The 25,572-nt window shown below is 60.1% G+C and carries 24 protein-coding genes; 10 read left to right on the top strand and 14 right to left on the bottom strand.

What is annotated here, in order from left to right; genetic code table 11:
- Positions 1-13: 13 nt before the first annotated feature.
- From yidD to FVQ81_10540, 3 genes are read right to left on the bottom strand one after another with little or no spacing between them, the layout of a single operon-like run.
- Positions 14-232 (bottom strand): membrane protein insertion efficiency factor YidD, encoded by a 219-nt coding sequence (gene yidD / locus FVQ81_10550; GenBank protein MBW7996985.1) that lies wholly within the window; start codon positions 230-232, stop codon positions 14-16.
- Positions 233-286: 54 nt separating this feature from the next.
- Complete coding sequence (locus FVQ81_10545) at positions 287-631, bottom strand: ribonuclease P protein component (GenBank protein MBW7996984.1); 345 nt, start codon at positions 629-631, stop codon at positions 287-289.
- 42 nt (positions 632-673) lie between these two features.
- Positions 674-808, bottom strand: coding sequence for a 50S ribosomal protein L34 (locus FVQ81_10540; GenBank protein MBW7996983.1), 135 nt, complete (start codon positions 806-808; stop codon positions 674-676).
- 259 nt (positions 809-1,067) lie between these two features.
- Between FVQ81_10540 and FVQ81_10535 the strand changes: the two genes are divergently transcribed.
- From FVQ81_10535 to FVQ81_10520, 4 genes are read left to right on the top strand one after another with little or no spacing between them, the layout of a single operon-like run.
- On the top strand, positions 1,068-2,774 hold the full coding sequence (locus tag FVQ81_10535) for an arginine--tRNA ligase (protein ID MBW7996982.1): 1,707 nt from the start codon (positions 1,068-1,070) through the stop codon (positions 2,772-2,774).
- Between the two features lie 17 nt (positions 2,775-2,791).
- The gene (locus FVQ81_10530) at positions 2,792-3,706 is read left to right on the top strand and encodes a sugar kinase (GenBank protein ID MBW7996981.1); all 915 of its coding nucleotides are present in this window, start codon (positions 2,792-2,794) and stop codon (positions 3,704-3,706) included.
- Positions 3,707-3,726: 20 nt separating this feature from the next.
- Positions 3,727-4,773 (top strand): phosphoribosylformylglycinamidine cyclo-ligase, encoded by a 1,047-nt coding sequence (locus FVQ81_10525; GenBank protein MBW7996980.1) that lies wholly within the window; start codon positions 3,727-3,729, stop codon positions 4,771-4,773.
- Between the two features lie 25 nt (positions 4,774-4,798).
- Positions 4,799-5,557 carry a hypothetical protein gene (locus FVQ81_10520; protein MBW7996979.1) on the top strand — a complete coding sequence of 253 codons (759 nt, stop codon included), beginning with the start codon at positions 4,799-4,801 and terminating at the stop codon, positions 5,555-5,557.
- A 93-nt stretch (positions 5,558-5,650) separates the two neighbouring features.
- Here FVQ81_10520 and FVQ81_10515 read toward each other — a convergent pair whose 3' ends face one another.
- Entirely contained in the window at positions 5,651-6,277 is a 627-nt protein-coding gene (locus FVQ81_10515) for a dephospho-CoA kinase (protein ID MBW7996978.1), read from the bottom strand.
- Positions 6,268-8,976: a DNA polymerase I gene (gene polA, locus FVQ81_10510; GenBank protein ID MBW7996977.1), complete on the bottom strand. Its 2,709-nt coding sequence runs from the start codon at positions 8,974-8,976 to the stop codon at positions 6,268-6,270. Before polA ends, FVQ81_10515 begins: the two co-directional genes overlap by 10 nt.
- Before the next feature lie 211 nt (positions 8,977-9,187).
- Between polA and FVQ81_10505 the strand changes: the two genes are divergently transcribed.
- The 4 genes from FVQ81_10505 (at position 9,188) to FVQ81_10490 (ending at position 12,609) form a co-directional block, all read left to right on the top strand.
- Entirely contained in the window at positions 9,188-10,141 is a 954-nt protein-coding gene (locus tag FVQ81_10505) for a hypothetical protein (GenBank protein ID MBW7996976.1), read from the top strand.
- Between the two features lie 467 nt (positions 10,142-10,608).
- Entirely contained in the window at positions 10,609-11,526 is a 918-nt protein-coding gene (locus FVQ81_10500) for a hypothetical protein (GenBank protein MBW7996975.1), read from the top strand.
- A gap of 25 nt (positions 11,527-11,551) precedes the next feature.
- Positions 11,552-12,199, top strand: coding sequence for a MotA/TolQ/ExbB proton channel family protein (locus tag FVQ81_10495; GenBank protein ID MBW7996974.1), 648 nt, complete (start codon positions 11,552-11,554; stop codon positions 12,197-12,199).
- Positions 12,199-12,609 carry a biopolymer transporter ExbD gene (locus FVQ81_10490; protein ID MBW7996973.1) on the top strand — a complete coding sequence of 137 codons (411 nt, stop codon included), beginning with the start codon at positions 12,199-12,201 and terminating at the stop codon, positions 12,607-12,609. Before FVQ81_10495 ends, FVQ81_10490 begins: the two co-directional genes overlap by 1 nt.
- 526 nt (positions 12,610-13,135) lie before the next feature.
- On the opposite strand, the gene FVQ81_10485 is transcribed toward FVQ81_10490, so the two are convergent.
- The 9 genes from FVQ81_10485 to FVQ81_10445 form a co-directional block, all read right to left on the bottom strand.
- A complete protein-coding gene (locus FVQ81_10485; GenBank protein ID MBW7996972.1) occupies positions 13,136-13,504 on the bottom strand; it encodes an endonuclease domain-containing protein in 369 nt (122 codons plus the stop codon).
- A 239-nt stretch (positions 13,505-13,743) separates the two neighbouring features.
- Positions 13,744-14,172, bottom strand: coding sequence for a ribosome silencing factor (gene rsfS / locus FVQ81_10480; GenBank protein ID MBW7996971.1), 429 nt, complete (start codon positions 14,170-14,172; stop codon positions 13,744-13,746).
- A gap of 85 nt (positions 14,173-14,257) precedes the next feature.
- Positions 14,258-14,650 carry a 2-amino-4-hydroxy-6-hydroxymethyldihydropteridine diphosphokinase gene (gene folK / locus FVQ81_10475; GenBank protein ID MBW7996970.1) on the bottom strand — a complete coding sequence of 131 codons (393 nt, stop codon included), beginning with the start codon at positions 14,648-14,650 and terminating at the stop codon, positions 14,258-14,260.
- Positions 14,651-14,653: 3 nt separating this feature from the next.
- Positions 14,654-15,004 carry a FolB domain-containing protein gene (locus FVQ81_10470; GenBank protein MBW7996969.1) on the bottom strand — a complete coding sequence of 117 codons (351 nt, stop codon included), beginning with the start codon at positions 15,002-15,004 and terminating at the stop codon, positions 14,654-14,656.
- A 2-nt stretch (positions 15,005-15,006) separates the two neighbouring features.
- Positions 15,007-15,720 carry an SDR family oxidoreductase gene (locus FVQ81_10465; GenBank protein MBW7996968.1) on the bottom strand — a complete coding sequence of 238 codons (714 nt, stop codon included), beginning with the start codon at positions 15,718-15,720 and terminating at the stop codon, positions 15,007-15,009.
- A gap of 755 nt (positions 15,721-16,475) precedes the next feature.
- Positions 16,476-17,099 carry a UbiX family flavin prenyltransferase gene (locus FVQ81_10460; GenBank protein MBW7996967.1) on the bottom strand — a complete coding sequence of 208 codons (624 nt, stop codon included), beginning with the start codon at positions 17,097-17,099 and terminating at the stop codon, positions 16,476-16,478.
- A 245-nt stretch (positions 17,100-17,344) separates the two neighbouring features.
- Entirely contained in the window at positions 17,345-18,244 is a 900-nt protein-coding gene (locus FVQ81_10455; GenBank protein ID MBW7996966.1) for a 4-hydroxybenzoate octaprenyltransferase, read from the bottom strand.
- Positions 18,213-19,664, bottom strand: a complete 1,452-nt coding sequence (locus FVQ81_10450; GenBank protein MBW7996965.1) for a menaquinone biosynthesis decarboxylase — start codon at positions 19,662-19,664, stop codon at positions 18,213-18,215. Before FVQ81_10450 ends, FVQ81_10455 begins: the two co-directional genes overlap by 32 nt.
- A gap of 3 nt (positions 19,665-19,667) precedes the next feature.
- A complete protein-coding gene (locus tag FVQ81_10445) occupies positions 19,668-20,723 on the bottom strand; it encodes a hypothetical protein (GenBank protein ID MBW7996964.1) in 1,056 nt (351 codons plus the stop codon).
- Between the two features lie 207 nt (positions 20,724-20,930).
- Between FVQ81_10445 and FVQ81_10440 the strand changes: the two genes are divergently transcribed.
- Together FVQ81_10440 and FVQ81_10435 are read left to right on the top strand one after the other, a co-directional pair.
- Positions 20,931-21,455: a ferritin family protein gene (locus FVQ81_10440; protein MBW7996963.1), complete on the top strand. Its 525-nt coding sequence runs from the start codon at positions 20,931-20,933 to the stop codon at positions 21,453-21,455.
- A 382-nt stretch (positions 21,456-21,837) separates the two neighbouring features.
- Positions 21,838-25,521: an indolepyruvate ferredoxin oxidoreductase gene (locus FVQ81_10435; GenBank protein MBW7996962.1), complete on the top strand. Its 3,684-nt coding sequence runs from the start codon at positions 21,838-21,840 to the stop codon at positions 25,519-25,521.
- Positions 25,522-25,572: the final 51 nt, after the last annotated feature.

The following is a 25,572-nucleotide window of genomic DNA, read 5'->3' as shown; positions in this document are numbered from 1 at the left end:
TTTGTTCGTCTGCTCAAGGGTGATCAACTCCGCCCGGATGGAAGGGATGGCACTTGCTCAGACGGACGACGCTGCGCCACAACCCTTTGAGGGGTCCGTACTTGAGCAGGCTCAGCCGGGCATATTCGGAGCATGACGGGTAAAACCGGCAGGAGGACGGAAAGAGCCTGCTGACTGTAAGCTGGTAAAGCCCCACTGTCCCCGCCATCGCTTTTTGTACTGCTCCTGTCATTGCTGCGAACATGACTCGCCACCTCAAAAAAAAACGGCTCGTGCTCCGGACCGATCACCGCTTGTCCGCGGATATCCGGTTAACCAGCCGGTCATAACCAGTTTTCAGTTCGCTGTACTCGAGCTCATAGGCCCGGGGACCGCATCTCAGCACAGCCAGTTGTCCATCCTCCGCTAAAGGAAGCTGGCGGACAAGTTCCTGCAGCCTGCGCCTGAGCCGGTTGCGCTCGACAATACTGTGGCCGTACCTGGGGATTGCGAAAGCGAACAGGTTGCGCTCACCAACTCCGGTTGCCATCACGTGCAGTTTCAGCGGGCCGCTGGTAATGCATTTTCCGTTTCTGATCACCTTGCCGATCGTCTCACTTGACCGGAGGGACGACTTTCGGGGAAAACCCATCGCGGCAGGCTCCGGGGCTTAAGGTCCCACTTTTCCGGCGAATCAGGCAGACAGGCGCTTGCGGCCGCGGGCGCGGCGGCGGCGGATAACCTTGCGGCCGCCCTTGGTAGCCATCCGCGCACGGAATCCGTGCTTGTTCTTTTTCTTGCGGTTGCTGGGCTGAAACGTCCTCTTCATCTGATAAAACTCCCCTAGAAGCGAGACCGGTAACTGTTTTCCTCATTCCGATAGCGGTAAAGCGGTAAATATAAACGTCTTATCGGCTACCTGTCAAGATTGCCACGCAACTCCGGCAGCCGTCCCAACCTTTGCGAAATCCACTGTTTTGCTGTATATTTCTTGCTTTGCGGAACGGGTGATTGTGTTGGGGTAAAGCCCCCCCCTGCGGGCTGGCCCCTCTGGTACGAACGCACAAAATAACCAATCAGCGGTAAAGATGAAAGATATTATCAAACAGGCTGTGGACAGAGCCCTGGAAGAGATGCAGCTCCCGGAAACTCCGGATTACGTAATCGAAAAACCGAAAGACCCCGCCCACGGAGACCTGGCTGTCAACGCCGCCTTTCTGCTGGCGCGCGTGCTGCGCAGGAAACCAGCGCTGATCGCCGAAGATATCGCCGGCAGGCTGAAGTTCGACAAGGATTTCGTGGACTGTGTCGAGGTTGCCCCCAACGGCTTTCTCAACTTCCGTATCTCCCCGGTCTGGAGTTTCGGCCAACTGAGTGCGATTCAGCGTGAGGGAGACAAATACGGGCGGGGTAACGAGCTGGAAGGGCATAAGGTTGTAGTTGAGTTCGTCAGCTCCAACCCCACCGGTCCGCTCACGATCGGCCACGGCAGGCAGGCGGCCCTGGGCGATGTGCTCTGCTCCCTGCTGGCCGCCCGCGGCGCGGATGTGACCCGGGAGTATTACTACAACGACGCCGGCAACCAGATGAACATCCTGGGCCACAGCCTGCGCGCCCGATATATACAGCGCCACGATCCGGCTTTCCCCTTTCCCGAAAACGGCTACCAGGGCGAATACCTGCTGGAAATCGCCGCAGAGTTCGACAACGAACACGGACCTAAATACCTCCCCGCCAATGCAGCGGAGGCGGTCGACGAGGAAAGCCTGCGTATTTTCCGCGAGTACGCCGCCGAACGGATACGGCGGATGATCGACGAGGATCTGCAAAATTTCAAACTCACATTCGACGTCTGGTCGCTCGAAAGCGATCTCTACCGCAAGGACCAACACGAAGGCCCGGAGGACAAGCCCAAAAGCCGGATCGACAAGCTGCTGGGGCTGCTGCATGACAAAGGACTCAGCTACGAAAAAGAAGGTGCCGTGTGGTGCAAAACCAGTGAATACGGCGACGACGAGGACCGGGTGATTGTCAAAAGCACCGGCGAGCCCACTTACTTCCTGCCCGATCTGGCCTATCACCTCAACAAACACGAGCGCGGGTTCGACGAGGCAATCAATATCCACGGCGCCGACCACCACGGCTATGTGCCCCGCATGACCGCCGGGATAAGGATGCTGGGTTATCCGGATCACTGGCTGCGTTATGTGATCCACCAGATGGTGAGTTTTACCGAGGGCGGCGAACAGATTAAAATGAGCACCCGCGCCGGCAAGTTTATCACCCTGGCCGAGCTGTGCAGGGAAGTGGGCGTGGATGTGGCCCGCTATTTCTTCGTGATGCGCAAGGCCGACAGCCACCTCGTATTCGACCTGGACCTGGCGCGCAAACATTCCAACGAGAACCCGGTCTACTATTGCCAGTACGTGCATGCCAGAACCTGCAACCTCACGCCCACGGCGCGGGAAGCCGGTGTCTGGGACGGTAACCGTCAAAGCTGGCGCGGCCACGAGCCGTCTCTGCTCAAGGAGCGGGAAGAGGTTGAACTGGCTGTCCATCTGGCCGCATACCCGGCGCTGGTGGAGCGGGTGGCCCATGCGCTCTCGCCCCACCTGCTGACCGAACACCTCGAGGAGCTGGCCGGATTGTTCCATGCCTGGTATCAGAAACACCGGATTGTCGACTCTGCCGCGCCGGAACTATCGCGCGACCGGCTTTACCTGGCCGACTGCGTGCGCAGGGTGATGGCCAACGGACTTGAATTGCTGGGGATAACCGCCCCTGAAAAAATGTAACCGGGAGAGCTGAGGATATGGCAGTTGCTAAAAGTGACGGGATAGTGGCTGTCGGCACGATCGGCATAGACACTGTTGAAACTCCTTACGGCAAGGCCGAGGAGGCCATGGGCGGCAGCGGAACATTTTTCGCGATTGCCGGCAGCCTGTTAGCGCCCGTGAACCTGGTGAGCCTGGTGGGCACTGATTTCGACCGCTGGGCCGAGTTCGACCGCCCCGGGCTGGACACCGAGGGCGTGAAAGTGGTCGAGGGCGATACTTTCCGCTGGGGCGGCAAGTACCACGATGATATCAACAAGCGGGACACCACCTTCACCGATCTGGGCGTGATCGCCGACAACCTGCCCGACGTGCCCGAGAGCTACCGGGCCTGCCGGACTGTCTGCCTGGCCAATGTCGATCCGCCGCAGCAGTTGATGGTGCTCGATGCGCTGGACAACCCGGACCTGGTGGTGGCCGACACGATGAATTTCTGGATCTCCAGCGACAGGGAGAACCTGGAAAAAGTGATCGCCCGCTCCAACGTGCTGATCCTCAACGACGATGAGGGCCGTCAGCTGACCGGCAAACTGAACGTTACCGATATCCTGTTGGATATCCAGCGGATGGGACCGGAATACGTGGTGCTTAAAAAGGGTGAGCACGGCGCGCTGCTGGCCCTGGGCGATGAGTATTTCGCGGTGCCGGGCTACCCGCTGCTGCGCGTGGTCGATCCCACCGGCGCGGGCGATACGTTCGCCGCCGGGTTCACGGCCTGGCTGCATCGCACCGGCGACAAGTCCGCCGAGTCGATGAAAACCGCCGCGGTCTACGGCAGCGCGATGGCAAGCTTCTGTTGCGAGGATTTCAGCACCAGGCGACTGCAGGAAATCACCATCGATGATATCGAAAACCGGGTGGAAAAATTCCGCCGGCTGGTCAGGTTCAACTGAAACCGCGGAGCTTAAAAAAAGTGAGCGCCGACAAAAAGCAGGACGCCTACAAGCGAGCCGGGGTCGATATCGACGCCGCCAGCGACGCGCTCAGCCGGTTCAAGGCACGGGTCAAGGAGACATTTACCGAGGGCGTCCTCAGTGATGTGGGCAATTTCGGCGGGATGTTCTCCCTGGCCGGTCTGGAGATGGAAGAGCCCGTGCTGATCAGCAGCGCCGACGGGGTCGGGACCAAGCTGATTGTGGCGCAGAAAGCCGGCCGTCACGACACGGTGGGCCGCTGCCTGGTCAATCACTGCGTGGACGATATCATGGTCCAGGGCGCGCGGCCGCTGTTTTTCATGGACTATATCAGCACCGGCAAGCTGGAACCTGCTCATATCGACGAAGTGATGACGGGGTTTATCGATGGCTGCAAGGAAAACGGCGTGGCCCTGCTGGGCGGCGAAACTGCCGAGATGCCCGACCTTTACGCTCCCGGCGATTACGACCTGGCCGGGTTTATCGTCGGGGTGGCCGAGCGCAAGCGCCTGCTCACCGGCGAGCGCGTGAAACCGGGGCACATCCTGGTGGGCATGCCGTCCTCCGGACTGCACACCAACGGCTATTCGCTGGCGCGCAAAGTGCTGTTCCAACAGATGGGTCTGGACGTTCACGATCCCCTGCCGGGCGGCAAGGGCGAGACTGTCGGCGAGGCGCTGCTGGCGGTGCACAAGAGCTACAAGAAGCCGCTGGAAATCCTGCTGGCGCGTGAGTTGATTGACGCTGCCGCGCATATAACCGGCGGCGGCCTGACCGACAACCTGCCGCGCGTGTTCGGCACCGGCATGCACGCAGAGATCGAAACCGCGAGCTGGGATGTCCCCCGGCTGTTCGAGGTGCTGGTCGATGAGGGCGGGGTCGACGAGATGGAGGCCTGCCGCGTGTTCAACATGGGCATCGGCATGGTGGTTTTCGTGGCCGAGGATAACCTGGACGAGGTGGCGGGTGCTATCGGCATGCAGGGCGAGGAAGCCAGGATTATCGGCCGCATTGCCGCTGGCGACGGAAGGGTTGTCTATCTTTAGCGCTAATATCCGGTGGAGGCTGGAAATGAGAACTTTTGGAAAATTGGTGTTAACCCTGCTGGTCTTTCTTTCTGCCGAAGGCGTACGCGCCCAGACCAAGTACGAGGGGTCATCGGGCTGGTTCGGCGCTCTCTCGGCCGGCGGCAATATCGTCTCGGCCAGCGCCAACACACTGGGCGGGCTGGGCCATTTCTCGCTCGGTGTCGACGGGACCTATCTCCGCCCCGACGTGGACAGCGACGAGTTCAACGCCGGCAGCTACAGCGCGGTCCTGCGGCTGGGAATTCTCGAAGGCACCACGCTGGGACCGGGAATCCACGGGGTCGGCTCGCTGGACGTCTATTTCAAGGCCGGCCAGATGTTCCTCAACGGCGAGGTCCCGACCGACGTCGCCCATGTGGGCGGCGGAGTCCGGCTGGGTATCCTGCGCAACTCGATCAACGCCCCGGCTATTTCAGTGACCGCCGGCTACCATAAAACCGGCGGCCTTAAAATAATCGCCCTGCCGACCGACCTGCTGGCACCCGATATCGAGTTCTCTACCTGGGCGTTGCGCGCCGATATCAGTAAGAACCTGTTCGTGGTCACACCCTACGCCGGTATCGGCGTAAATATCAGCGCTATCGAGGTCAGCGATACAGGGGCCAACTGGAGCAGGGATGAGTCCGAGGGCGTGTTCTACGGCGGGCTGGAGTGGAACCTGCTGGTATTGCACCTGGGGATCGAGATCGGCAAAAGCGGCGGGGAAGTATACGGGAAGCTGGGCGGCAGGCTAACGCTGTAAAATCAGCTATATTAATTTTAGTATTGCAGGAACACGGCATGCTGCGCTTCTTTACGGGGGAAACACAAGGTTCTCTCTACACAAAGATATATATTAAACTTTGGGTACCAGCCGGTCGTAAAGCTCCAGCGCTGCGGTTTCCAGGGTGTCCAGGCTGCCCTCGTTCAGCAGCACATAGTCGGCTTTCTTGCGCATCTCCTCCGGCGGCATCTGGACCTCCATCACCCGCTCCACGGTTTCCCGGTCCATTTTCCCTTTGGCCAGCATCCGCTCGATCCTGATCTCCCGCGGCGCATCCACCACCACCAGCAAGTCGACATGGTTATCGAACCCGAACTCGAAAATCAGCGCCGCGTCAACCACCACCGCTTTTACCCGGGCTTTACGCGCCGCCGCCATCTCCAGCCCGATCCGGCGGATTATCTCCGGGTGGACGACCGAATTCAGCACCTGACGGTCGGTGTCATTACGGAACGCGAGTTCGGCTGTGCGGCGGCGGTTGAGAGTCCCGTCGCTCAGCAGCACCTGGTCGCCGAAATGGGCGGCCAGCCTGCCCAGCGCCTCGCTGCCCGGGACCACCGCCTCGCTGCCGATCCGGTCGGCGTCGATCACCATCGCGCCCCGCTTTTCCTTCCAGATCCCGGCCACAGTGCTCTTGCCCGAGCCGATATTTCCCGTCAGTCCGATCGCCGGCATCTCGCCTCCGCCGTTTACTTGCATTCCAGCCAGTTACGACCCGTGCCCAAGTCGACTTTCACCGGCACGTCCAGCGTGTACGCGTTCTCCATCAGGTCCACCACCAGTTCCGCCACGCTGTCCACCTGGCCCTCCGGCACGTCGAATACCAGCTCGTCATGCACCTGGAGGATCATTTTCGCCTCGGGGAATTTTTTTGCCAATTCCCGGTCCACCTCAATCATCGCCACCTTGATCAGGTCGGCCGCCGAGCCCTGGATCGGTGTGTTGAGCGCCATCCTCTCCGCGCTCTGCCGCTGAACCCGGTTGCCGCTGTTGATATCGGGCAGCTTGCGCCTGCGGCCCATGATTGTCGAGACCCAGCCCTGCTCGCGGGCCTGCGCCACCTGAGAGTCGAGATATTCGCGGATCTTGGGGAACCGCGCGAAATAGTCGTCGATAAACTGCCTGGCTTCCTTGTAGGGGATTTTCAGCTCGTTGCTCAGCCGGTGGGGTCCCATGCCGTAAAGTACCCCGAAATTGATCGTCTTGGCCCGTGCACGGTGCTGCGGAGTTACAGCGGAGGGGTCCAGCCCGAACAGCCTGGCGCTGGTTTCGGTGTGGATATCCACTCCGCGGGTAAACGCCTCGATCATCGACTCATCGCCAGAGAGGTGGGCCAGTATCCTCAGCTCGATCTGGCTGTAGTCGCAGCACAGCAGCAGACGGTTCGGCGCGGAGGGTACGAAAGCTTTGCGGATCGCCCGGCCCTCCTCGGTGCGGATCGGGATATTCTGCAGGTTCGGGTTATTGCTCGAAAGCCTGCCCGTGGCGGCCACCATCTGGTTGAACGACGTGTGCACCTTGCCGGTGCGCCTGTTAACCTGCTGGGGCAGCGAGTCCACGTAGGTGCTCTTGAGCTTGGCCACCTCGCGCAGTTCGAGCATGATCCCCGGCAGCGGGTACTCGTTCCACAACTGCTCCAGCACGGCGCTGTCGGTGCTGAATCCGGTTTTAGTTTTCCTGACCGGCTTGATCCCGAGTTCATCGAACAGGATCGTTGCCAGCTGCTGGGTGCTGTTGACATTGAACTCGTGGCCGGCCAGTTCCCAGGCCTTTTGCTTCAGCGCATTCAGCCGCAGCTCCATCTGGCCGCTCATGCTTTCCAGGCAGGGCACGTCCAGGGCCACGCCCTCCATCTCCATCCGGGCCAGCACAGGGATCAGCGGCAGTTCCACCTCGCGGTACAGCTTTTCCAGTCCCTCGTCTTTCATCCTCCTGTCGAGCAAATTTTCGATAATCAGCGTGATATCCGCATCCTCGGCGGAATAGAATGTCGCTTCGTCCAGACCCACCATGTCGAAAGTCACCTGTTCCTTGCCCTCGCCCGCCACCTCGGTGTAACTCTTCATCCGGTAACCGAGCAGGTTCTCGGCCAGGGCGTCGAGCTTGCGGGAGCGCAGACCGGGGTCAAGCAGGTAGCTGGCAATCATCGGGTCGCCGACGATTCCCCGCACGGGCAGCCCGGCGCGCTCGAGCACCACGAAATCGTATTTGATATTCTGCCCCACGCAGCCGACAGACTCATCGGCCAGCACGGGCCCCAGCACCTCGCGGACCGTTGCCAGCTCGACATTCACTCCCTGGGAATGGGCCACCGGGATGTACCATCCGCTGTGCTCCCGGCAGCTGAGACTGATCCCCACCAGTTCTACGGAGATCGGGTCGAGCCCGGTGGTTTCGACATCCACCGCGAACTTTTTTGCCCTTACCAGCTCTGCGACAACCTGCTCCAACTCCCTGCGGTCCTTGACCAGCCGGTAATCTTTTTCAACCATCTCCGTTTTCTTCACGACCGGCTCAAGCCCGAAGCGTCCGCGAAGAGTGCGGAATTCGAGTTTTTCGAACAGTTCGGACAGCTTTTCCCTGTCCGGCTCGCAGACCTTGAGGTCATCCCAGTCCAGATCGATATCCAGGTCGGTGATGATCGTGACCAGTTGACGGCTGAGCAGGGCGCTCTCGCGTCCCTCCTCCAGCTTGTTTCTCAGCCCCTTCTGCGGGATCTCGCCGAGGTGGTCGTAGATGTCGTCCAGGGAGTCGTATTGGGCCAGCAGCCTGGCGGCGGCCACCTTGCCCACGCCCTTGACTCCGGGCACGTTGTCGGAGCTGTCGCCGGTCAGGGCCAGGAAATCGACAGTTTTCTCCGGCGGTACGCCCAGGCGTTCGCCGGCGTTGTCAGGTCCCACCCACTCGCTTTCCTCTCCGCGACCCTTCCGGTTATAGAGCAGCACCTTGTCAGTAATCAACTGGTGGAAATCCTTGTCACCGGAGACAATCACGCACTCCACGCCCTCAGCCTCGGCCCGGCGGGACAGCGTGCCGATCACATCGTCCGCCTCGTAGCCGTCCAGCTCGATAATCGGCACCCGCAGCCCCTCGGTCATCAGCTCGCGCGCCCAGGGGATCTGCTCGCGCATCTCCTCGGGCATTTTCTCGCGGGTGGCCTTGTAGTCGGGGTAGAGCTTGTCGCGGAAAGTGGGCTTGGATGTATCCATCACCAGGGCCAGGTAGGTCGGCTCGCAGTCCTCCATCAGCTTGCCCAATTGCAGCAGCATGCCGAACACGGCGCTGGTGTTCTCGCCGCGCGAGGTGCGGCGCGGATTGTTGATGAACGCGAAATACGCCCGGTAGAGCATCGCATATCCATCCAGCAGTACCAGCCTTTCGGCCACGGGGCCTCCCATCCGCGGTTAAAACGTCTCTCGTTTTGCAGGACTGGAATGATTGCCCGACCCGGTGCGGCAAGTCAAGTTTTTTTCGCATCTATCCATCTCACAGTGACCGCGCAGTGCTTGACACGTAACGTAAGCGGCTATAGAATAGGAATCTACAAAATCCGCAAACAATGAGTAACCCGAGAGTCGACGAGGTTGTCTGACAAAGGAGAACCAACCGATGGGAAAGATCTGGAGCCGGGGCGGGAAGTCCGCGTTTTTGCTGGTCAGCATGGGTGTATTGTTTTCGTGTCAGTTCAAAATCAAAGCCCGTCCGAACGAGGACAGCGGTTTCACTTTCCTGGTTAGCTGTGACATGCGCCAGTTCGCGAAACCGGAATATCGCGACGGCCGGCATTTCGCCCAGGTGGTCCAGGCTATCGTCGATGCCGGCGCGGGGGAATTCATGGTCAGCCCCGGCGATATCGACCCACCGTGGCATATTCGCGAGGTGCTGGATTCGCTGATCGGAGCCGATTACGCCTGGTACCCGGTGATCGGCAACCACGAAGCGGAAACATCTGAGGACATGGCCTGGCTGCGGGAGTACAACGCCGGCGGCGACAAGCTGCCGGGTATCATTCGCACCGGCCCCGAGGGCAGCGTGGAAACGACTTTCTCGTTTGACTACGGCCCGGCCCACTTCTCGGTGATCAACCAGTACTACGACGGCAGCAGCGATATCGGGACAAACGGCGACGTGGTTGACGAGCTTTACGAGTGGCTGGCCGCCGACCTGGCCGCCTCGACGAAGCCGTACAAGATAGTCGCCGGCCACGAACCGGTGGTGCCCGTGCCCGATGAGAGCAGCGGCCGGGTGCGTCACGCCGACGACAGCCTCAACGAGCACGAAGAGAACAACGCCCGGTTCATGGCCCTGCTGCGCGAGCACGACGCCGTCTACCTCTGCGGGCACACCCACAACGCCTCAGTCAGCTATCTCAACGGCGTCTGGCAGCTGGACTCGGGCCATAGCCGCGGCGTGGGCGACATGGGCGCGCCCAGCACGTTCATGCGCGTAACCGTGGGTGACGGCACGCCGGAAGTGGAACTGTGGCGGGACGACGGCAGCGGGAGCAACTACACCCTGCGCTCAACCTGGACACTCCACGGAGCCGGGCCGGCGGGCGAGTAGATTTGGCGGCTGCGGGACGGAGAACTATCCGCGCGCCGGGGGTGTAGTAAGGGCATGAGTCATGAGACAGAGGTCGGGAGAAAAACGAAAGACAGAATACAAGAGACAGAATCAAAAAACGAAATACTGGAAAAGCCGATCGGACGTACAGGGACAACTGTTTCATTCTGACTCCTGAATACCGGCTTTTTGCATGTTGACATTTACCACCAACCATATCCTGTCCAGCTAAAAGAGTTGTGAAAAACCATGAAGGTAAGGGGAACAAGCTGTCAAGGGCCGTTCAGAGCATATTCGAAAGGGAGCAGTTCATAAAGCTAGCAAGGCTAATAACATTTAATATCTCGATACGTCACAATTGGAACGGCTTGTCTTGCCCTTGACAGCGATCAAAGCAATACATTTCTATACGGGCGGGTGAAAAGATTTTTTCACCGCCCTCCTAAATAACATTCCCGGGTAGAACCGTGTCAGACGAAATAAGCCTGAAAAAAACTTTCCTGATTTCGATTCTGCTGCATGTCCTGCTGCTGCTCGTCCCATTGCGCGTGTTCATGGAATCCACGGACGAGGCCCGCGCCGCACAGGCCGCGGCTGATGCCCAGCAGGACAGGATGACTTTCATTTTCGTGGATACGCCCGAGGATGCTGTTGAAAGCCCGGTGGAACAGGTGACCCCGTTTATCTCGGACAAGAACCTGGCCGCCAGCAACCCCGATGCCCCGCAAGAGCTGGCCGAGGGACTGCCCTACCAGGAAGGGCGCTCGGAGATCGCCGCGATGACTCCGGAACCGGAGCCATCCACGGCCGCGCCCGGCACGCCGGAAAGCCCTCAGCACGAACAGCAGGAACGCGAACTGGTGGAGCCGGAACGCACCGAAACCGGCACGGCCGCCGACCCGATGCGCCAGCTCGAGGCGCTCAGCAGGCTGACTCCCAAGGAGAAGGAGCAGCAGCCACAACCACCCCAGCCTCAGCAGCAACCACAAGGCCGGCAGGGCCGTCCCTACATACCCCGCGCCCCCCGTTTCGATAACCGGCAGAGCCGCGCGCCGGTGGGCAGCGATTTCAGCTTGTCCACCTATAACTGGAACTGGGCGCCCTATCTGAAAGAGTTGAAAAAAAAGATCGAGCGTAATATATATCCCCCGCCCGCGTTCTACATGGGCCTGATCCGCGGGCGTACGTATCTGCGGTTCAGGATTCAACAGGACGGTTCGCTGACCGATTTCGTACTGATAACCTACACCGGGCACGAGACCCTGAAAAACACCAGCGTGCATTCGATAAAAGCCACGTTCCCGTTCATTCCCCTGCCGAGCGATTTCCCGGACGAGTACCTGGAGATCACGGCGGGATTTTTCTACAACGAATTTATCCGGTAAATTTGACTTGAAGGCAGGTTAAGAGATGATCGAGCTTTTTCAGCAGGGCGGTGTGCTGATGTACCCGCTGGCGGTCTGCTCCGTGGTGGCGCTGGCGATAATCGTGGAAAGATCGCTGAACCTGCGGCGCTCGAAAGTGATCCGCCCGGATATCACCCAGGTGATCGAAAATATCAAGGGACCCGAGGACCTGGGTCTGGCCTATTCGATCTGCGAAAAAAACAAGGGACCGTTCAGCTCAGTGGTGCTGACCGCCCTGGAGATGAAAAAACTGCCGAAAGAAGAGATCAAGGAAGCGATTCTCGACACCGGCCGTCAGCAGACAAGGCAGCTGGAGCGCGGACTGGCGATCCTGGAAACGGTGGCCGGGATCAGCCCGCTGCTGGGTATCCTGGGGACCGTGATGGGCATGATCCAGATCTTCCGCGATATCACCCAGTTCGGGATCGGCCAGGCCAGCGCGCTGGCCGGCGGGATCATGGTGGCGCTGGTCACCACCGCCACGGGCCTGTGTATCGGGATCCCCGCGCTGGTGGCGTATAACTATTTCACCAACAAAGTGGACGGGCTGGTGATGGACCTCGAGTACTGGGCCGGCTGCCTGCTGAACAAGCTCTCCGGCTTCGGCCTGGCCAGGGCAGTCAAACCCGGGACCCAGAGGGCTGGCCGCTGATGCAGTTCTCCCAGCGCCACAGGCGCAAGGCCGCAATCAACATCATCTCGCTGGTGGACGTGGTGTTCCTGCTGCTGATCTTCTTCATGGTCAGCGCCACGTTCATGGACCAGCCTGCGCTCAAGATCAACCTGCCGGAATCCGGAGCCGAGCCGCCCGATTCCGACGCCCCCGAGCCGATGACCGTTTACCTGACCAGCCAGGGCGAGTTGTATTTCGGCGACCAGATGGTGCGGGTCGACGAACTGCCGGAGATGTTCAAGCAGTCGCTGGGCGAGGGCAAGCCGCCGGTGCTGAACTTGAAGGCGGACAAGGAAGTGACCCACGGGAAAGTGATCGAGGTGATGGACCTGGCGCGCCAGAGCGGGATCGAGATGGTAACCGTGGCCACCGAGAGGAAGCAGCAGTAAACTTTTTTAAGAAAATTCAGTATAACACACCCCGCCTGCTGGCGCAGGCACCCCTCTCAAGAGGGGATTTTTTACTGATAGCTATCTTGCACAGAACCGGGGCAACCGAGGTTTTATTCCCCTCTAACAAGAGGGGAATTTTACGCTGATGTCTCCATCTACACAGGCCCGGTGTAACCGGTGTTTTTATTCCCCTCTAACAAGAGGGGATTTTTTACGCTGATCTCTCCATCTACACAGGCCCGGGGTAACCGGTGTTTTTATTCCCCTCTAACAAGAGGGGATTTTTTACGCTGATCTCTCCATCTACACAGGCCCGGGGCAACCGGTGTTTTTATTCCCCTCTAACAAGAGGGGAATTTTTACTGATAGCTATCCTGCACAGAACCGGGGCAACCGAGGTTTTATTCCCCTCTAACAAGAGGGGATTTTTTACGCTGATCTCTCCATCTACACAGGCCCGGGGCAACCACTGTTTTTATTCCCCTCTAAAAAGAGGGGACACAGGGGTGTGTAAAAGGCCGCGTCAGCGGCCTGCTTTCCTAGCCAACTCAAACTTTTTTTCCAGAGCCTTGAGAACTCCATCCAGATTGGTTTTTACATCGGAATCCAGCAGCCTGACCACCATAAAACCTAGCGCTTCAAGTCTTGACTGCCTCTTTTCGTCTTCTGCCTGTTTTAAGTCGTGGCTGTGCCCGTCAACCTCTATAACCAGTTTCAGTTTTGGGCAGAAGAAATCTACTACGTATTCGTCGATCGGTTTCTGACGGTGAAAATCCAGACCGTGGAACTGCTTATTTCGCAAACGCTGCCAGAGCAAAACCTCCGCCAGAGTGCTGTTTTTCCGAAGTTCCCGAGCGAACTGCTTCAACTTGGGGTTGTAGTGTATTTTCATGTTGGAACTATTGCTCCTGACACACCCCGACCCCGATTTATCGGGGTCACCCCTCTCAAGAGGGGAATTTTTCCGCTGGTGACTCATCGACACAGACCCGGAGCAACCGGTGTTTTTATTCCCCTCTAAAAAGAGGGGACACAGGGGTGTGTATTGGATTACACTCACAAATTGGACGCAGGCTGGCAGGATTTAAGTAGAAAACCGGGAGATCATGTTATCGCTTCGGACAGAGCTCCTTAACCCGCTTCACTGCCCTGCGCCGCCGCTCCCTCCTCCTCGCCGCTGCCGATCTCGTGCCGCACGGCGTCGATCCACAGCTTCTCCAACTGGTAGAACGCCCGCGCCTCGGGCTGAAAAATGTGGATCACGAAATCGACATAGTCGAGCAGCACCCAGCGCCCGTTCTCAAGTCCCTCGATATGCCAGGGCTTGATCCCGTGACGTTCGCGCAGCTGCTCTTCCACGTGCTCGCTCACCGAGCGGACGTGAATGTCTGTATATCCGCTGGTAATCAGGAAGTAATCGGTCATCTGGGAAATCTTGCGCAGATCGAGCAAGACCACGTCAAGCGCTTTCTTCTCCAGGCACAGCTCTCCGGCCTCGAAAATCATTTCCCTGATTTTCTTCTCACTCATCGTGGTCTTGAGTTTTTTCCTCCGGGCCATTCGGCTCCTTTCTGACTTTTTTTGCGCGGCAATGATGATGGCGTCCGGATTCCGCCGAGGAAAATAATTCGCGCCGCCGCCAGGCTCAACCCTGACCGTTCTCCAGGTCGGGGAGAAGCTGCCGGCAGGCGCTGCGCACGAAATCGCGCGTATAGTAGTCCCGGTCAACAATCCGGCCGTTCCAGACTACGATATCCAGGTCGATCCGGCGGGCGGCGTACTTGTCCGGCCTCCTGAGCCGTCCCAGCCGGTTTTCGATCTCCTTGAGGCTGGCTCGGAAATCCCGACGGTTCAGGCCGGTGCGCACCAGGAACGCCCCGTTCAGAAAATCAGGCTGTTCCGGGTGGCCGATCGGTTCGGTACGTACGAACTCCGAGCAGCTCACCAGCTCGTGGCCCGCGGCCAGCAGGTCTTTCGCGGCCCGCACGTTTCGCTCCGGCTCGATATTCGATCCGACCGAGACAACCGCGGTGTTCATCGCTTACCTTTCGGCTGAGAATGTTACCGATACCGATTCAGCGAATCTCAGGCTGTGGGGCTTGTCCACCTCCACGGTCGCGCGCAGAACGCCCTCGCTTTCCATCACGAGCCGCAGAACAAGGTCCGCCAGCGATTCAAGCAGCTTGAAGCTGCTGCCTTCCACGCCGGCGATCACCCGTTTGGTGATTGTCTTGTAATCCACGGTCAGCTCGCCGTCGTCGGCGGCCACGGCCCGCTCCGCGTCGAAATCGAACTCGATATTGATTACCACGTCCTGTTTGTCCTTGCGCTCCCAGTCGTTCAAACCGATCACGCAGCGCAGACACAGGTCCTTGATGGTTACGGTTGCCAGTTTCACAGCAGGTGCTCCCCTCCATCGACGTAAATCACCTGGCCGGTGATAAATTCGCTGTCCACCAGAAACATCACCGCATCGGCGATCTGATCCGGGTTCCCGGTAGCTTTCAGCGGTACCTTGCGGGCCATCCCTGCAAACTGCTCCCCGCTTCCAGCGGGCGGCGGCAGGATCAGGCCCGGGGCCACGGCGTTGACACGCAGCTCCGGTGCGAATTCACGGGCGGCCATGCGGGTCAGTTCGGCCAGTGCTTTCTTGCTCAGGGTGTATGCCGCGTAGGACGATTCATCGCGTCCGATCCGGGTGTCCACCAGATTGATTACCTGCCCCGGGGCGCATTTGTTCGCAAAATCGCGCAACAGGAAAAACGGAGCCCGCAGGTTGATCGCCATCTGAGAATCGTACAGGGCGGAATCGGTGGCGGCAATCTCCGAGCGCTCGAAAACCGATGCGTTATTTACCAGCAGCTCCAGGTTTTCCGCAACTTCCGCTGCCCTCGGCACCAGGTCCAGCACCTGTTCCATTTCCGTCAGATCGCAGCGCAGGGTGTGGCAAGCCGCTCCGAGCCGACGGATATCATTGGCGGTCCGCTCCGCATCGTCTGCCGATGACCTGTAGTGCAGCACGATATCCCAGCCCTGCCCGGCCAGGCGAAGTGCTATCACGCGACCCATCCTTTTCGCTCCGCCGGTGACCAAAGCGGCTTTTTTCATGCAATACCCCTTAATGGATAAATCCGCATAACTCACGCGGCTGTCTCAATCGATACCTAGTCAAGTTTACTACTCTGAGCTGAAAATTCAACCCTGTTTCATCCATTTGCCGCAGGCCGGCAGGCTGATCCGGGCAATCTTGCCAAGCAACCAACAGTATGATTTACAAAGAAATACTAAAGTTTGCCCTCAAAAATATCGAAATAAATAACAGGGACCATGCCCTGAATTTGTTACAAGGAGGTAACAAATGACAGGGAATGTATCGATGGCCTCTGCGGTTGCGAACCCGCTGCAGCTTCAGGTCATAATACGGAACATCAAGCGGGCCGGCATCGAAAACGCGGTCAAAATGCTTAGTGCTCCCAAACCTCGGCTCTCGCATCCCCTGCCGGGAAGTAACTATGGTGCGGGAGTAGACCTGTATGCCTGAGCGTGATTTCGTCCGGCTCTTAAGCAGGCCGGATGAACACCGCAGGTTCACCTGACACAGGACCAGCCCGCCGGATCACTCCGGCGGGTTTTTTATATCAGGCAATCCCAACTATCTGTGCATCAACAAAAAACCAGCCGCCCATCAGGCAAGCCGGTTCGATACTTATCGATTATAAACAATTATCAGGCTGTGAGATACACATGCACGCCACGGATGCCGTCGGATGGCCGCCGGTCAGTCTCACCGGTTCCGGTGACACTTTCGACCAACTGAAACACGTTGGACTGCCGGTCCGTAACTTTTATTTTCGCGGGAGTGTTTACGAATTATCTCCGTCCCAGCGAACAGTCAGGTCATGGGCGATACCGAACCGGTCCAAGATCCGGGCGACAACGAAATCCACCAGGTCGCCGATCGAGGAAGGGTTGTGGTAAAACGCCGGGCTGGCCGGCAGCACGACGCCTCCGGCCAGGGTTACCGCGCGCATGTTCTCGATCTGAGTCAGGCTGTATGGCGCCTCGCGAAGGACCAGCACAACCGGTCGGCCTTCCTTGAGGTTGACCTCGGCCGCGCGCTCCAGCAGGGTCCGGCAGGCTCCGGCCGCCACCGCGCTGAGAGTTTTGACGCTGCATGGGCAGACCACCATCCCGCGTACCGGATGGCTACCGCTTGCCGGTGGAGCACTGAGATTGTCCTCGCTGTATACTTCCAGAGCGGTAACGTCGATACCCTTGCTCTTCAGATGTTCGGCCAGTTTGCCGCCGGCCGGAATGCCGGCCTCGCGCTGGAGAAGGTCTCTGCCCATGCGGCTGACCACCAGCTCCACTCCAACCCCAAGCTTACCCAGCACCTGGAGCAGACGAACCGCGTAGGGCGCTCCGCTGGCTCCGGTAATCGCCACGACCAGTTTTTTACTCCCAACGTCGGTCACTTGATTCTCCAATTTACTTGTTACGGGTGGACACAGGGGTCCGCTCCTGCGAAACCGATATCAATAATTCTGTTGTTTCCCGTAGGGGCGAGGCATGCGTCGTACGAAAACGACACAACCCCCGCCTGCCTGCAGCAAGCGCTCCCATTGCTCGGGGGAATTTTGCAATCTCCGGGATTTCCGCTTAACCACCAGGTTTCCGAGGTTTCTATTCCCCCTTAGAAAAGGGGGAAACAGGGGGTTGTGCTTTTTATTTTTCAAATCACCCGGTCCAATAAATTCAACGCGAAAAACAGGACACTCACCATCCCGTTGACCTTGAAAAAAGCCGCATCGACCCGGCTGATATCCTCCGGGGACACCAGCCGGTGCTCGTAGACCAGCATCGAGGCCACCGCGGCCCAGGCGAGCCAGTAAAACGCGCCCACAGGAAAAAACGCTCCAACCCAGGCCAGCAGCGCCGCAGCCGCCACATGGAGCGCACGGCTGACCCATAGCGCTCCCTTACAGCCCAGCCGGGCAGGAATCGAGTGCAATCCCTCCGCACGGTCGAACCGCTCGTCCTGCAGGGAGTAGATGACATCGAAACCGGCTACCCAGCAAACCACCGCTCCGGCGAGCACCACCACTCCGGCTCCCAACGAGCCCGTCACCGCGATCCAGGCGCCCAGCGGAGCAATCGAAAGCGCCAGGCCCAGCACCAGATGGCTGGCCGCGGTAAAAAACTTGGTGACGCTGTAGAGCAGCACCACCGCCAGCGCTAGCGGGCTGAGCAGGAACGGCAGAGGACCCAGCAGCCAGGCCGCAAGCTCGAACACAGTTATCGAACCGGCCACGAACAGCCAGGCTTCTGTCCGGGAGAGGCGGCCAGCGGGCAGGGGGCGTCCCTGCGTGCGCGGGTTGCGCGCGTCGACCCGGTGGTCGATCAGCCGGTTGAACCCCAGCGCCGCGCTGCGCGCACCCGTAAAGGCGGCCACGATCAGCAGGATTTCGGTGACCGTTACACTGTTCTCGTAGCTCGCCAGCACCACCGCTGTCAGGGCGAACGGCAGGGCGAACACCGTGTGCGGCAGCATCACCAGCGAACTGTACAGGCCCGCCTTTCCGCCCGGGGGTTCCGGCCACTCAGTCAAGCCCAAGCTCCTTCCACATCCCATCCACCTTACGCTTAATCTCCTCGCTCATCTCGATCTTGTCCGGCCACGGCCTGCGGAAACCTTCCCCGGGCAGCTTGCGGGTGCCGTCGATCCCCATCTTGGTCCCATAGTGGGGCAGGCTCGATGCGTGGTCCAGCGCGTCGACCGGGCCGGGGGTGAATATCGTGTCGCGCCGGGGGTCGATATTGTTCAGCGCGGCCCACCAGGCTTCCCGGGGGTTGGTCACGTCGACATCCTCGTCGAGCACCACCAGCACCTTGGCCAGCATCATCAGCCCCTGGCCCCACAGACTGTGCATCACCTTGAACGCCTGCCCCGGGTAGCGCTTGCGGATAGAGACGAACACCAGGTTGTGGAACACACCCTCAGGCGGCATGTGGTAATCGACCAGCTCGGGGACAACCAGCTTGAGCAGAGGCCGGAAAATCCGCTCGGTGGCGTGGCCCATCCAGTAGTCCTCCATCGGCGGCGGCCCCACCACCGTGGCCGGATAAATCGCATCGCGGCGCATGGTTATCGCCTGGACATGGAACACAGGGTAGTCGTCCTCGAGGCTGTAATAACCGGTGTGGTCGCCGAACGGACCCTCTTTGCGCAAGGGTTCATCCGGATCGACATAACCCTCCAGGACCATGTCCGCGTGGGCCGGGACTTCCAGATCGACTGTTCTGGCGGGTATCAGCTCAACCGGCGCGCGGCGCAGGAACCCGGCGAACAGGTACTCCTCGATCGTGTCCGGCAGCGGCGCGGTGGAGGCGTATGTCAGCGCGGGGTCGCCGCCCAGGGCGACCGCCACCTCCAGCTTCCGCCCCAGCCGCCGCGCTTTCTCGAAATGCTGCGCCCCGTGCTTGTGGATATGCCAGTGCATGCCGGTTGTGTTGCGGTCGAACACCTGCATGCGGTACATGCCCACGTTACGCATGCCGTTTTCAGGGTCTTTGGTGATTACCTGCGGCAGGGTAAAATACGGGCCGCCGTCCCGGGGCCAGCAGGTGAGCACCGGCAGTTGGCCCAGATCGACATCATCGCCCTCGAGCACCACCTCCTGCACCGGTCCCTTGCCCACTGATTTGGGCGGGTATCTGGTCAGCTCAACCAGCCTGGGCAGCATCGCCAGCTTGCCCATCAGCGATTCCGGCACCTTGGTGTCCAGCAGATCGTCGATCCGCCCGGCCACCTCCTCCACGTCATCCACGCCCAGGGCCAGCGCCATCCTGCGTTTGCTGCCCAACAGGTTGATCGAGACCGGCAGGCTGCTGCCGGTGACATTCTCGAACAGCAGGGCCGGACCTGTGCCGTGCATCACGCGGGTGGCTATTTCGGTTATCTCCAGATCGGGACTGACCGGATGGGATATCCGGCGCAGCTCGCCCTCTTTTTCCAGCAGCCCGATAAACTCTTGTTGGTCTCGATATGCCATTAATCAGCTCCAGAGCAATTCAATTGTAAGTCCGCCGTGGGCTTCGGTGTCCAGGTAGGCGAACCGTCCCTCCACGTCCGTTCTGCCCCACGCCCCGTCCTGGCTGATCTCCACCCCGCGGGCTTGCATCTCCGCCACGGCCTTGTCCATGTCATCCACGGCAAACGCGAGATGGTGGAACCCGTCGCCGTGGCGCTCCAGGAACTCGTCGTAGATACTGTACTCGCGTGTCGGCTGGAGGATTTCGAGCTGCGTATCGCCGAACTTGCTCCAGCCCATGTGCATCCGTAAATCCATCTCTTTACCGCGATAACGGCGCAGCAGACCCTTGTTGTCGCGATTTATCCCGCCGTCATGGAATCCCAGCCGATGGTAAAAACCGCACACCCGGTCCACATCGAACGTGCAGATCGCGTACTGGATAATCTCGCCGAACGGGTAAAGCTGGCCCGGCGGCGGCGCGGGCGCGGGCTTGCCGAGGTTTTTGACGTAGTTCGGGTCGTAGACCAGCTCGAAAGTCACGCCGCCAACCGGCTCGGTGTCCATGTAGACGAAAATACCCTCCCCGTTCCGGAACGTGCCGCGCTCCTGCACGGGAACGCCGAGCTGCTCCAGCGCGGCCACCCTGGTTTCGAGCTGCTTCGGGCTGGTCTGGGCGAATGCGACATGGTGAATACCCTCGCCGTGTTTTTCCAGGAACTCATCGTAGGCGCTGTAGCCTTTCCACGGCTGGAAAATCTCGATTCCCACCCTCCCCAACTGAGCCCAGCCCCAGCGCACGGTGACATCCACCGGCTTGCCCCGGAAGACCGCATTTTCCAGCGTGTGCTCCGGGTCGATATCCACTTTGCCCAAGCCGATTTTTTGCCAGTAGGCCATCGTTTTTTCGATATCCCCGACCACCCATCCCAGGTGGGCAACTTCTCCGAACGGTCCGGGCAGACCTGTTTCGGCTGCGGCCTCCAGCGGCCGGGCGCCCATCCTTCCGGCGGCTGCCAGCGCTCCACCTGTCGCGGCCAGGAACCGCCTGCGGTCGATCGATTCTCCGGATGCACTCATATCGGTCAACTCCTGAACTTTCAATTTTGGCGATCTCAGCTTCACTCTTTGCTTCACCAGGGCTACTTATCATATCGACTTTAACTATCCAAATCAATCACTTTCTCTCCAAGCCCCGGCGCGGCACCCGGTTGCGCCCGTCCCGAGCGTGCGGAAGATTGACATGCAGGCGGGTAGAGCTTATCTTTCTAACGAGTTACAGCGCAGATGAAGACGACTTCGGCTAGCGACATTTGTGGGGAGGATGAGATGGATATTTTTGACTACGCAATGCAAATGGAAAAAGATGGAGAGGATTACTACCGCGAGATCGCCGGCAGTATCGACGATCCGGGTATCAAGAAGATTTTAGGCATGCTGGCCGACGAGGAAGTTAAACACTACGAGATCCTGCATGAAATGAAAAGCCGTACGCCGCATATCGGGCAGACCGAGAGTCTGCAGAACACGAAAAATATCTTCGCCGAGATGAAAGAATCAGGCGCCGATATCAGCGCCAACCGCGGCCAGGTGGAGCTCTACAAGAAAGCCCAGGATCTGGAGAAAAAGAGCCGGGAATTTTACGAAGCTAAATGCGCGGAAGTCGATTCGGACGCGCAGAAAGATCTGCTGCTGAAAATAGCCGAAGAAGAGAAGCGGCATTTCGTGATCCTGGAAAACATCATCCAGTTCGTCACCCGGCCGGACAGCTATCTCGATAACGCCGAGTTCGAAAACATCGAGCCGTATTAAGCGAAAACCGCATGGCGATTTACCGCTTTCACGCCCCCGTCGCATTTCACGTGCTGGGGGCGTTTACACTTTAGGCCCTGCCGGCTGCGATGAGATTCCTTGTTCTGCTGATCTTGACCCTGATCGCCGTTTACTGCGGACCCCGCCGGCACCGGGCACCAAGCGGGTGGCGGACAACCCGCGCGCCACCTTCCCGCGCCGGGGACGCGAGCCGGATTGAGCGGAGCGTTGTCCCGGACGTAAACCTGTCACATTTGCTTTGATACCCACTCTCAATTATATTCCCACAGCGGTTTTCTTTCAGCAGCCAGTTCAATTTCAGCCTGCCCGTGCCGGACTTGAGTCCGCGACTGCGGGCCGGCTGATTTTCACCAGGAGCACCATGCAGAAGAAAGTCGATCCGCGGTTTACCCAGAGCGATGGGGTCAACGTTTATACCGGTAACGAGCTGCTGGTCAAGGGAGCGCTCGAGGCCGGTGTGTCGTTGTACTCCAGCTACCCCGGCTCTCCGGTGGCGGAAACGCTGGACGTGATCCGGGCCAACGCCGGCCTGTTTCTGGAACACGGGATCGAGGCCGCTATCGCCAACAACGAGGCCCTAGCCGCGGCGCGGATCAACGGCTCGCAGGCGCTTCCCCTGCGCGCGGCGGCGATCATGAAGTGCGTCGGCTACAACGTGGCGCTCGACGTGCTGGAGACCAGCAACATGGCCGGAGCCAACCCCGGCGGCGGAGCGGTGGTGATTGTCGGAGACGATCCCACCTGCTCCAGCACCCAGGCTCCGGCCGACACGCGCTATAAGTCGCGCTCTATTTTCATGCCTGTCGTGATGCCCGCCACCTGGCAGGAAATCAAGGACTGGGTGGATAAATCGTTCGAACTCTCGGCGGCCAGCGAGTTGTATATCACCTATCTGGTCACTACCGCCCAGGCCGACGGCGGCGGGACGGTGACTCTCCGTCCCAACCGCTATCCCGAAATCTCCAGCCGCCGCAAAATCAACCTGGACACGTCGCAACTCGATCTCCAGCGCCGGGTGATGATCCCGCCGGCCTCCAGCCGCAGCGAGGAGCACATGCTCAAGCACCGTCTGCCCAAAATCACCGAGACCGCGCGGAAGCTCGGCCTGGACAGGATGATCGCCCTGGAGGAGGACAAGCGCCGCCCCGTGGGCTTTATCGCCGCGGGACCCGGCTACCTGTATGTCGAGGACATGCTGGCCGAGCTGGACCTGAGCGGGAAAGCGCCCGTGTTCAAACCGGGGGTGGTCTGGCCGCTGGACAGCGCGGAAGTGCTCCGCTTCGCCAGGGCCGTGGACAATATCGTGGTGGTGGAGGAGAAGGGGCCGTTTATCGAGGACCAGGTCAAAGTGATCCTCCAGGATGCGCTGGCCAGTGGATCGCTGGACCCTGGCTCCCTGCCCGTGGTAATCGGCAAGAAATTCTCCGACGGGACAGAGTGCCTGCCCGCCGGCCGCGGTCTCTCGCCCAGCCTGATGATTACGCGCCTGGGCGGCTGGCTGGCAGAGCTGTTCGACGAGCAGGCGGCTAAAATCAACTCGGAGGTGCGCCTGACACGCGAAGTTGCTGAATACAAGGTCACCAGCCCCGCGCGCAGCGCAACGTTCTGCGCCGGCTGCCCCCACCGGGACACCGGCAACGTCCTGATGGACGTGATTTCCGATATCAGCCGCGAGGACTACATGCGGGCCAGCCACGGCGGCCCCAGGCAGGACCTGGTGGTCCACGGAGACATCGGCTGCTACTCGATGTTCAACGCGATCTGGGACAGCCGCCTGATGCACGATATGAGCGCGATGGGCCAGGGGCTGGGAGCCGCGGCCGGGCTGGCGCCGTTCGTGGTCAACAAGCGCGCGGTGATGATCGGCGATTCGACGTTTTTCCACACCGGCCTGGCCGGGATCAGCGACCTGGCGCGCCACCGCAAGGACGTGCTGGTGTTCGTTCTCGATAACGACACTACCGCCATGACCGGTCAGCACCCCACGCCGGGCAACGAGGTCGATCTGCTGGGCCGTCCCGCCACGGCCCAGAAGCTGGAGCGCGTGATCCGGGGGATTGTCGGACCCGATGTGCCTGTGGTGGTGGTGGACCCGGAGGACGAGTACGCGTACCGTAAAACCGTCGAGGATCTGCTGATGCGCGACGGGCTGAAAGTGATTATCGCCCGTAAGCCGTGCGCGATCAAGCAGGGCCGGATCGACAAGCAGAAACTGCTCCAGGTGATCCGTAATCGAGGTTTTTTGCCTACAGAACAGCGAATCAACATAACTGAGGAAGTTTGCGAGGACTGCCTCGAGTGCACCCGCAAAACCGGCTGCCTGGGGCTGGAACGCACCGAAACCCGGCTGGGCCGCAAGGTGCAGATCGACCCTAACAGCTGTGTCACCGATGGAGCCTGCTACCGCGTGGAGGCCTGCCCCAGTTTCGAGGAAGTGATAATCCGCCGCCGTCAGCCGCCGCCGCACAGGGTGGAGACAATCGAACTGGGCGAACTGCCCGAACCATCGGCGCCCAAACTCGACTACCGCTGGCGGAGTTATATCTGCGGGTTCGGCGGGCAGGGCACCAACACTGTCACAGCCGTGCTGGCCCGCGCCGGGATGAACCAGCGCTACGGGGTGACCCTGCACAACCGCAAGGGCATGGCGATCCGCAACGGCTCGGTGAAATCGGTGGTCGTGTTCTCTTCGCCGGACGAGGTTACCAGTCCGCTGATCCCCGAGGGCAAGACCGACCTGGTGATCGGGCTCGACATCCTGGAGGTGGCCCGCGCGCTGGACGGCAGTCACCACGTCAGTATCGGTTCACCGGGCTACACCAGCGCCGTGGTGTCCAGCGCCAAGAACCAGACCCTGGAGACGATCCAGGGGGTCGGCGATTTCGAGCCGGACGCACTGCGCGGGGAGATCGCCCGCTACCTGAGGCCCGACGGCCTGGTGTACGAGGACGTGGAGCAGGTGGCGGAGCGGTTCTGCGGGCACAGCCGCTATCTTAACGTGCTGATGCTGGGGCTGGCGTGGCAGAAAGGCTGGGTCCCGCTGAGCCGGGCCAACCTGATGAACGCCCTGGAAGCGACCGTGCCCAACGGGGAAGAAGACACCAACCGGCTGGCCTTCGAGCTGGGCCGTCAACTGGCAGTGGACCGCTCGGTGCTGATCAAGCCCGAACCGGAGCCGTCGCTCGACGAGGAACTGGCCGATATCGCCCGCTGGATGGAGCAGGACCCGGGCGGGAAAAAGCTGGCCCGCGAGTTCTGCAACCTGTTCGAGAAAGCGCGGGGCGCCCTGGACCTTGAGGAAGCGGAGATGATCGGGCTGGCCTACCGGCTGGAGGATGTCTTGGCCTGGGGCGGACCCGACTACGGGGCGAAATACCTCGACCTGGTTATCCGCGCCCACGCCGCCGAGAACGCCGAGGAGGGTTTCCGGGCCACGGTGGCGCTGATCCACAACCTGCACAGAGTGATGGCGGTCAAGGACGAGGTTCATGTATCGCATCTGCTGACATGCTCGCGCAAGCTGGAACGCGACCGCGCACGCTACGATATCGATCCCGGGCGCGGGGACAGGATATCCTACCGTCATTTCACCACGCCGCAGTTCAACCTGTTCGGCCGCGAGTTCCGGATCAAGTTAACCACCCGCCAGTGGATGTTGCGGATCGTGCGTCACCTCAAGTTCCTGCGCCGGGCGATGCCCGGCTGGCACGAGCTCGAGCTGGAATTCACCGGCTGGTATATCGACAACGTGGCGGTGCCGTTTATCGGCCGCAGCGGAGACAAACCCGGCTACAAGGCGTGGGTGGAGGCGATCAACGCGCCCGAGACAGCCAAGGGCTACCGCGAGGTGCGCTATCCCGGCATGGAGGCGGCAAAGCAGGGAGTGGCGCTGCTGCTGAAACAGGCACCCGATGGTGACCCGGCAAAAATTTTCAGCCGGGACGGCGCGGGTGACCGCCGCCTGCCGTTCGAATGGAAAAATCCCGGTAAGCCGGGCCGGCGGATCGGCAGCCACGACAAGAGCAGAGTGGGGCTGAAGGAGTGATGAACCCATCGGTTGTACCTGCCGACATGCGCTCCTTCTCGACACCGCATG

The organism is Candidatus Glassbacteria bacterium (assembly GCA_019456185.1).
Taxonomy (GTDB): domain Bacteria; phylum Gemmatimonadota; class Glassbacteria; order GWA2-58-10; family GWA2-58-10; genus JAJRTS01.
This window is presented reverse-complemented; position numbering and strand designations above follow the sequence as displayed.

Bases quoted from the DNA above. Each gene is read 5' to 3' on its own strand.
- FVQ81_10505 (MBW7996976.1), top strand. From the start codon at position 9,188: ATGGGAAAGATCTGGAGCCGGGGCGGGAAGTCCGCGTTTTTGCTGGTC.
- FVQ81_10545 (MBW7996984.1), bottom strand. From the start codon at position 631: ATGGGTTTTCCCCGAAAGTCGTCCCTCCGGTCAAGTGAGACGATCGGC.
- yidD (MBW7996985.1), bottom strand. From the start codon at position 232: ATGACAGGAGCAGTACAAAAAGCGATGGCGGGGACAGTGGGGCTTTAC.
- folK (MBW7996970.1), bottom strand. From the start codon at position 14,650: ATGAACACCGCGGTTGTCTCGGTCGGATCGAATATCGAGCCGGAGCGA.
- FVQ81_10515 (MBW7996978.1), bottom strand. From the start codon at position 6,277: ATGCAAGTAAACGGCGGAGGCGAGATGCCGGCGATCGGACTGACGGGA.
- FVQ81_10495 (MBW7996974.1), top strand. From the start codon at position 11,552: ATGATCGAGCTTTTTCAGCAGGGCGGTGTGCTGATGTACCCGCTGGCG.
- FVQ81_10445 (MBW7996964.1), bottom strand. From the start codon at position 20,723: ATGAGTGCATCCGGAGAATCGATCGACCGCAGGCGGTTCCTGGCCGCG.
- FVQ81_10530 (MBW7996981.1), top strand. From the start codon at position 2,792: ATGGCAGTTGCTAAAAGTGACGGGATAGTGGCTGTCGGCACGATCGGC.
- FVQ81_10450 (MBW7996965.1), bottom strand. From the start codon at position 19,664: ATGGCATATCGAGACCAACAAGAGTTTATCGGGCTGCTGGAAAAAGAG.
- rsfS (MBW7996971.1), bottom strand. From the start codon at position 14,172: ATGGCCCGGAGGAAAAAACTCAAGACCACGATGAGTGAGAAGAAAATC.
- FVQ81_10435 (MBW7996962.1), top strand. From the start codon at position 21,838: ATGCAGAAGAAAGTCGATCCGCGGTTTACCCAGAGCGATGGGGTCAAC.
- polA (MBW7996977.1), bottom strand. From the start codon at position 8,976: ATGGGAGGCCCCGTGGCCGAAAGGCTGGTACTGCTGGATGGATATGCG.
- FVQ81_10440 (MBW7996963.1), top strand. From the start codon at position 20,931: ATGAAGACGACTTCGGCTAGCGACATTTGTGGGGAGGATGAGATGGAT.
- FVQ81_10490 (MBW7996973.1), top strand. From the start codon at position 12,199: ATGCAGTTCTCCCAGCGCCACAGGCGCAAGGCCGCAATCAACATCATC.
- FVQ81_10455 (MBW7996966.1), bottom strand. From the start codon at position 18,244: ATGGGATGTGGAAGGAGCTTGGGCTTGACTGAGTGGCCGGAACCCCCG.
- FVQ81_10465 (MBW7996968.1), bottom strand. From the start codon at position 15,720: ATGAAAAAAGCCGCTTTGGTCACCGGCGGAGCGAAAAGGATGGGTCGC.
- FVQ81_10535 (MBW7996982.1), top strand. From the start codon at position 1,068: ATGAAAGATATTATCAAACAGGCTGTGGACAGAGCCCTGGAAGAGATG.
- FVQ81_10520 (MBW7996979.1), top strand. From the start codon at position 4,799: ATGAGAACTTTTGGAAAATTGGTGTTAACCCTGCTGGTCTTTCTTTCT.
- FVQ81_10485 (MBW7996972.1), bottom strand. From the start codon at position 13,504: ATGAAAATACACTACAACCCCAAGTTGAAGCAGTTCGCTCGGGAACTT.
- FVQ81_10540 (MBW7996983.1), bottom strand. From the start codon at position 808: ATGAAGAGGACGTTTCAGCCCAGCAACCGCAAGAAAAAGAACAAGCAC.